The sequence below is a fragment of the Aeromonas sp. 603079 genome (assembly GCF_049172135.1).
Classification (GTDB): domain Bacteria; phylum Pseudomonadota; class Gammaproteobacteria; order Enterobacterales; family Aeromonadaceae; genus Aeromonas; species Aeromonas veronii.
On sequence record NZ_JAAKPX010000052.1, the window covers coordinates 1 to 521 of the forward strand.

At 52.4% G+C, this 521-nt stretch carries 1 protein-coding gene; it reads right to left on the bottom strand.

Features of this window, described 5'->3' with window-relative positions:
• Window positions 1–521: hypothetical protein (locus tag G5287_RS20780; RefSeq protein WP_421231807.1), on the bottom strand; the 521-nt coding region annotated here is incomplete at both ends.

The window sequence follows — 521 nt, forward strand, 5'->3', positions numbered from 1 at the left end:
GGATGAACCTTCATGGTCATGTCAGAAAAATGGTCATATCCCCGATATAGGATCACCCGGCTGATGGTGGTATCGGCGCCCCATACCCCTGGGGCATACCATCCCTGGTGGATCATGACCTTGGTTGGCGGCTGAGTGGATATCATTGAAGTGGTTAGTATTAGGGTGCCATTTAGCAAAACCTGATATTCGCCCTGCTTGAAAACAACCAGCACACTATTCTGTTTTGTGAGATCTGCGCCGGATGGCAACTGATAATAACCGCGCTCAATCCTCCCGCCATTGGCGTAATCCCGGACAAACGAGCCGTTCGCGTTCGCACCGGGATCTTGCAAATGTAACGTGACACTGTTGGCCATCCCCTGGTGCCAAAAATCGGTACCCGGCACTTTCCCTGCATCGTCACATACGCCACCGGTGCCGAAACTCAAGGTGAGATAACGAGTCAGCCCACTGCCAAGGTTGCCGGTGTTGAACTCCATCTCTAGCGCATCAAACCCAATCGCCTTGCTAATCAGGTT